At 55.0% G+C, this 6,344-nt stretch carries 5 protein-coding genes; all 5 read left to right on the top strand.

Annotated elements, in window-relative coordinates:
• On the top strand, positions 1 to 4,360 hold a 4,360-nt coding region (locus tag BT199_RS10480; RefSeq protein ID WP_072434435.1), incomplete at its 5' end, for an RHS repeat-associated core domain-containing protein.
• A 3-nt stretch (positions 4,361 to 4,363) separates the two neighbouring features.
• Positions 4,364 to 4,729, top strand: coding sequence for a hypothetical protein (locus BT199_RS10475; protein WP_072434427.1), 366 nt, complete (start codon positions 4,364 to 4,366; stop codon positions 4,727 to 4,729).
• Positions 4,730 to 4,898: 169 nt separating this feature from the next.
• Positions 4,899 to 5,309, top strand: coding sequence for a DUF6896 domain-containing protein (locus BT199_RS10470; protein ID WP_072434426.1), 411 nt, complete (start codon positions 4,899 to 4,901; stop codon positions 5,307 to 5,309).
• 291 nt (positions 5,310 to 5,600) lie between these two features.
• Positions 5,601 to 5,942, top strand: a complete 342-nt coding sequence (locus BT199_RS27665; protein WP_072434425.1) for a polymorphic toxin type 47 domain-containing protein — start codon at positions 5,601 to 5,603, stop codon at positions 5,940 to 5,942.
• Positions 5,942 to 6,331, top strand: a complete 390-nt coding sequence (locus tag BT199_RS10460; protein ID WP_072434424.1) for a hypothetical protein — start codon at positions 5,942 to 5,944, stop codon at positions 6,329 to 6,331. Before BT199_RS27665 ends, BT199_RS10460 begins: the two co-directional genes overlap by 1 nt.
• The last annotated feature ends 13 nt before the right edge of the window (positions 6,332 to 6,344 follow it).

Below are 6,344 nucleotides of genomic sequence, written 5' to 3'. Positions count from 1 at the left end.
TGCGTCCTATGAGTCTGTGATCGCCGGGCTGGAAGCGGATTTGCGCACGGCATGGGCCGAGCACTTCAAGCCTCGATGGGCAGACTTTGCCAAAGCGCCAGCCTACAAGCGTAGCGGCATTCAGGGCATTGCCTTTGCGACCGGGCTGGGCAAGGCGCTCTACAACCTGTGGGACAACATCACCGAGCTGTACGACCTGCTCGCCAACCTCAAGTCCAACAGCGAAACGTTGCTGAAATACCTGTCCCAGGCCGAGCTGGATGCACTGCTCAAACTGGGCAAAGACACGCTGGCCAAGGGGTTGCTGGTACTCAGTGATGAGCCGCTGTTGTTTATCTACCTGTCGGCGCTGGTGGCCTGGGTACGCATGCTGCCGCCACCCGACATGTACGAACTGCTGGGTGAAATCACCGGCGAAGTGTTGATCAACTTGCTGCTGATCTGGGCCACACGGGGTATTGGAGTACAGCTGCGCCTGGGTGCTCAGATCCTTAGTGGCGTCAAGTCCGGCCGGGCGCGGGCGTTGTTGGAATTGCTGGCCAAGCAGGTGACGGGGCCTCGGCTGGAAGCTCATGTCGAGGTCGCCAAGCCGGTGTTGCTGAGCAGTGCGGCGACGCCGGTCAAGGCCGTGCCAGTGGTTCCATTGAAGGCCGGCGACACGCTGGTTTCGAACCCGGTGCCGGTGGTTCGCAACAAGACCCGACAGACCGTGTTGGTCCGTCAGGAACACGTCGATGATGTGCCTGCCGTGGCGTCGAATCCGAAAGGGGATGCGACGGCGCCAGCGGACAAGACGGTCACCAACGGCTGCCCGGTGTCGATGGTCACCGGGGAAGAATTGCTCACCCTCACCGATGGCGCGCTGGACGGGGTTTTGCCGTTTGAGTGGACGCGGCTGTATCGCACCAGTGCGGTGGATGTGGATTGCGGGTTGGGGTTTGGCTGGAGTCATGCGCTGGCGCACAGGCTTTGTGTGTCGGGCGATTCGGTGGTGTGGACCGACCATGAGAACCGCTCGACTACCCTGCCCTTGCCCACATCTGCCCGACCCGCGATCACCAATAGCCTGGCGGAAGCAGCGATCTACTTGGGCTCGGATCCTGATGAGTTAGTGCTGGCCCAGGCGTCGCGGTTCTATCACTTTCGCGATGGTGTGCTGGTCTCGATCAGCGATGCGTATGACAACCGGCTGCGCATTTGCCGTGATCCCTCCGGGCGGATTGAGCGGCTGGATAACGGTGCTGGCCGCTCGCTGCTGCTGCGTTATGAATTGGATCGCATCGTGGCGGTGGACTACCAGGTTCATCGTGCCAAAGGCCGTGATCCCTACGTGTGGGAGACCGAGCAGAACGTCGTTTCCTACGCCTATGACGAAGATGGACGACTGGTTTGCGCGACCAATGCTGTCGGTGAAAGCGAGCGTTATCGGTACGACGATCAGCACGTCATTCTTGAACGCCAACTGGCCGGTGGGGCGAGTTTCTTCTGGGCGTGGGAACGATCTGGCAAAGCGGCGCGGTGTGTCCGGCATTGGGCGAGTTTTTCCCAGATGGACACGCGCTATGCCTGGGGGGATGACGGCCGTGTCACCGTGCATAACGCCGATGGCAGCCAGGAAGTGTATGTCCATGACCAGCGGGCGCGGTTGGTGCAGCGCATCGATCCGGACGGCGCGCAGCATTTCAAATCCTACGATGCCGAGGGGCGGCTGACCGTCGAGCAAGATCCGCTGGGCGCGGTGACGGCGTATCAGTACGACGAAGCCGGACGCTTGGTGGCGTTGTTTCCGGGGGATGACGAGCCGACGTCTTACGAGCATGACAACGGCTTCGTAAGGGTTGTAAGGCGCGGTGAGGCGGTTTGGAAATATGAGCGCAATGACCAGGGTGACGTCATCCGCAAGATTGATCCGGACGGCAGCGCGATCGACTACAGCTACAACAAACACGGGCAACTGACGGGGGTTTGGTACCCGGATCACAGTTGCCATCGGCTGGTGTGGAATGAGCGTGGGCAGTTGCTTGAGGAGCAATTGCCCAATGGTGGGATCAAGCGTTATCGCTATGACGACCTCGGAAGGCAAATCGCCCGTGAGGATGAGCACGGCGCGCAAACAGTCTTTGAATGGGACAGCGTCGGTCGGCTGATTCGCCTCGTCTTGCCAGGCGGCGCCACACGCGAATTCAGCTACAACCCCTACGGCAAAATCATCGCCGAACGCGACGAACTCGGCCACGTCACCCGCTACGAATACGCCAATGGCCTGCACCTGATCAGCCGCCGTATCAACGCCGACGGCACCCAGGTCAAATACCGCTACGACAACGTTCGATTACTGCTGACCGAAATCGAAAACGAAGTCGGCGAAACCTACCAGCTCGACTACCACCCCAATGGCCTGATCCAACAGGAAACCGGCTTCGACGGCCAACGCACCGCCTACGTCTACGACCTCAACGGCAACCTGCTGGAGAAAACCGAATACGGCGACGATGGCAGTCAGCTAATCACCCGTTACGAGCGCGACCACGCCGGACGCCTCGTAAGAAAAACCCTCCCCGATAACAGCATTATCGATTATGCCTACGACCGCCAAGGCAACCTCCAGAGCGCCGAAGACGGTCACTGGGCGCTGGCCTACGAGTACGACCGCCAAAACCGCCTCACCGCCGAACACCAAGGCTGGGGCACCCTGCGCTACCGCTACGACGCCTGCGGCCAGCTTCAACACCTGTGCCTGCCAGACAACAACCGCGTCACTTTCAACCACGACAAAGGCGGCCACCTCGCCACCGTCGAACTCAACGGTGAAGTGCTCACCTCACATCTGTTCAAGAACGGCCGCGAACATCAGCGCCAGCAAGGCCCACTGCTCAGCCACTACCACTACGACGACCAACACCGCCTGCACGCCCACGCGGTAACGCAGCAACAAAACCACCTCTACCAGCGCCAATACGACTACGACAAAGCCGGCAACCTCGCCCGCCTGCTCGACACCCGCAAAGGCGAACACCTTTACCACTACGACCCCCTCGCCCGCCTGACCCGCGCCGACCACTCCCAAGACGTGCAGGAACGCTTCGGCCACAACCCGGCCGGCAACCTGCTGATGCAAGACCGCCCCGGCCCGGACATCGTCGCGGCCAACCGCCTGATGATCCAAGGCGACCGCCACTACGACTACGACGCCTTCGGCAACTTGATTCGTGAGCGGCGCGGCAAAGGCCAGCTACTCATCACCGAATATCGCTACGACTGCCAGCATCGGTTAATCAGCATCACAAAGCCGAACGGCCAAACCGCCAGTTATCGCTATGACCCGTTTGGGCGGCGCATCAGCAAGACCGTGGAGGGCAAGACCACCGAGTTTTTCTGGCAAGGCGACAAGCTGATAGCCGAACACCATGCAGAGCGCCATCGCAGCTACCTCTACGAGCCCGACAGCTTCCGCCCATTGGCACTACTGGAAGGTTTCGGCCCGAAAGAAACCAAACCCTACCACTACCAACTCGACCACCTCGGCACCCCGCAGGAACTGACCAGCCCCGAGGGCGAAATCGTCTGGTCCGCCCACTACCGCGCCTACGGCCAGATCGCCCGGCTCGACGTGGGCAAAGTCGACAATCCACTACGGTTTCAAGGGCAGTATTTCGATGCGGAAAGCGGCCTGCACTACAACCGCCATCGCTACTACAATCCGGATATTGGTCGTTACCTGACACCTGATCCGGTGAAGTTGGCGGGGGGGATCAATGGGTACCAGTATGTGCCCAACCCTACGGGGTGGGTGGATCAGCTAGGCTTAAGTACGTGTCCAGGTGCAGATGGATGTAAAGCCAGCACCAGTGCTCCAAATCCTGCGGAGAGTGTTAACCACGGAGAGCCTGCCTTACCGCAACTGACCCGCACGCAGCGGCAGGCGAGAATTGATGAGCTAGCAGAGGCAAACGCCTACAGACGTCTGAAAGAGATAGAGCAAGCGTTCCCAAGAGCACATTTTTTGGAGAAGCACGGCGCGCAGACAACGCGCGGCTCTCAACTTGAAAGAGTACGATCAGGTAAAAATCCGACCACAGGAGAAATTGAAAGATACATTGGCGGAAACAAAGATGGCGAGCCCAAAATACCTACTGCTGCGACTCGGTACCTCAGCCATCGAGACCAACTTAACGCTATTTACCGTGCCAGACTTATACTTAGGCGCACAAATTTAGAGACATCTCGAGAACCGATGAATATGGGAAAAATAATTGGCGAAGGATACAAAAGAAATAGCTTTGAATACGGAAAGCAAAGCAAAGCCATTGTAATCCTGGACATCAACGGCAATCCAATCACTGCGTACACGGAGTTTTAGGCCATGAAGCTCACCCCGAAACTATCAATCATCAAAAGCTTACTATTCACCTACAGCATTGAAAATTATGACGACCCTGAACGAGAGCTCTTCATAGCATCAAAAAACATCAATGATGAAAAGGAGCTTACGGAGCTGTTTGACAAATTAACCAAACCAGAATTTCTATCCTACAGACCCAAAGAGCGTCAATGGCATATTGATACACTTCACCACTACCTAAATACGGATGAGAATTTCGAGTCCGTATTTTACTTTCTCGACACTTATTTTGACGATGAAATAACTAATCACAGGCAATTTATGAAGGTGCTGCTTCGCTGCCTAGAGCATTACAACTTGGACGCCAACGCAAGTGAATCAAAGTAAATAAATCCTACAAAACATCTGCCTAAGACAAAATGGGAGAAACTTAATTAAAATACCTACCAACCATTAAGTAAATTTATTCCCTCTCACTTCATCCCTTTTCACCCACGTTACTGAAGGGCACCGACAGCTACGCAGTAGAATTGGACAGACTAGAAAGACCAAGAAAATGAGAACTCAAACTCTGGAACATTTGATCACCGACTATTTGGAACAAGTAAAAAAGGCTACCGACTTACTTGAGCAAGTGTTTGGAACCAAAAATATCATTGGTCTGTGGCGATCCAAAAAAATCCCGCAGCGTGGGACGGTCGCTGCAAATGTCACCTACGAGCTGCACGGTATTGGTTGCAGTGTTTACTTATCTGAAATATGTGTCGACTTTGATTACGGCCCGGACGATAGGGTCGACGGTTTCGACTCGTGGAGGCTGTATATGTACGCATGCGAAACACCCAGCAAGTACAAAAAATATACAGATAAACAAGCCTTGGAACGTGAGTTCAATGCGTACCTAAAAAAGGGCAAAGCCAAGAAAATCGAAGGGTCCACATCTAATTTGTACTTCATACAGTCTTGATGCCGTTCAGGTAAATCTCCTTACCCTAGACACTCTGAATATCGAATATGGGATGGGACTTGACCTCGATAACTGTGAACCAGCCAATGCATGTGCAAACTGACCCAACAACATCGGAGGTAAGCCTTGGTGCCGATCAGTCAAGCGAACGCAATACTCAAAGCAACGAAGATCAAAAGTGGGAGCTGGCTTGCCTGCGAAAGCGGTAGTGCAGTAACAGAGGCAGTGACTGACACACCGCCTTCGCGGGCAAGCCCGCTCCCACAGGGGATCTGCGCTTAACAGAATGGAATCCTTCCCACATTCACACCCACGGCGCTACTCTTTCCCACCGATGGTTTCGATGAGGCTTTTCGCAGAACGGGTATACCCAGGTCCGAATACAGCGTATCGAAATGGGGCAAAGACCAATATGGCAAATCATTTCCAACAGAATGGCGAGTACAAACCGGTCCCAATAGAGGAGCGGAAGTGAATATTGACGATCCTATGCTCGTGCCAAGTAAAGAAGGCCCGAAATCACCTCATATTGGCTATCAAACACCTGGAAAGAGAGGCGACGGAGGAGCCAAAAGAGGCCATATACTGCTCCAACTAGTTCCTGTCAGCCGGTCCAGAATAGGTGTCCCCTGATGAGTTACTTGGAAGACGAAATAGACGAAGCCTGTAATGCGCTGAACCTCGACGCTGGAAAGCTTGATTCGAGCGAACTCAACTTGTTGATAAGCTCTCTGACGAGAAAATTCTTCAAAGCGCAGAGCAATGTGCTTGATCCCATCGAACTGAACGAGAAAAGCACCGAACACAACCCTGACTTTTGGAAGGAGATGCCGCATCGCATTAGCGGGAATGGCCTGGTTCTGCTGGTATTTGACTCAGCGTATAGCGCCTGGAGAATGAAAAACGCTCGAGTGCTAGCCTCTGTGTTAGGCGAAACCACCGGATATCCGTTTTGGATAACCGATAAAGAGCTGACGTTCTTGGTACACATGGATGATCATGACTGTGTCATTTGGGCATGAGGGTCACTCCGCC

The sequence above is a fragment of the Pseudomonas sp. NFR02 genome, from assembly GCF_900119375.1.
Classification (GTDB): domain Bacteria; phylum Pseudomonadota; class Gammaproteobacteria; order Pseudomonadales; family Pseudomonadaceae; genus Aquipseudomonas; species Aquipseudomonas paracarnis.
This window is presented reverse-complemented; position numbering and strand designations above follow the sequence as displayed.

Bases quoted from the DNA above. Each gene is read 5' to 3' on its own strand.
- BT199_RS10475 (WP_072434427.1), top strand. From the start codon at position 4,364: ATGAAGCTCACCCCGAAACTATCAATCATCAAAAGCTTACTATTCACC.
- BT199_RS10460 (WP_072434424.1), top strand. From the start codon at position 5,942: ATGAGTTACTTGGAAGACGAAATAGACGAAGCCTGTAATGCGCTGAAC.
- BT199_RS10470 (WP_072434426.1), top strand. From the start codon at position 4,899: ATGAGAACTCAAACTCTGGAACATTTGATCACCGACTATTTGGAACAA.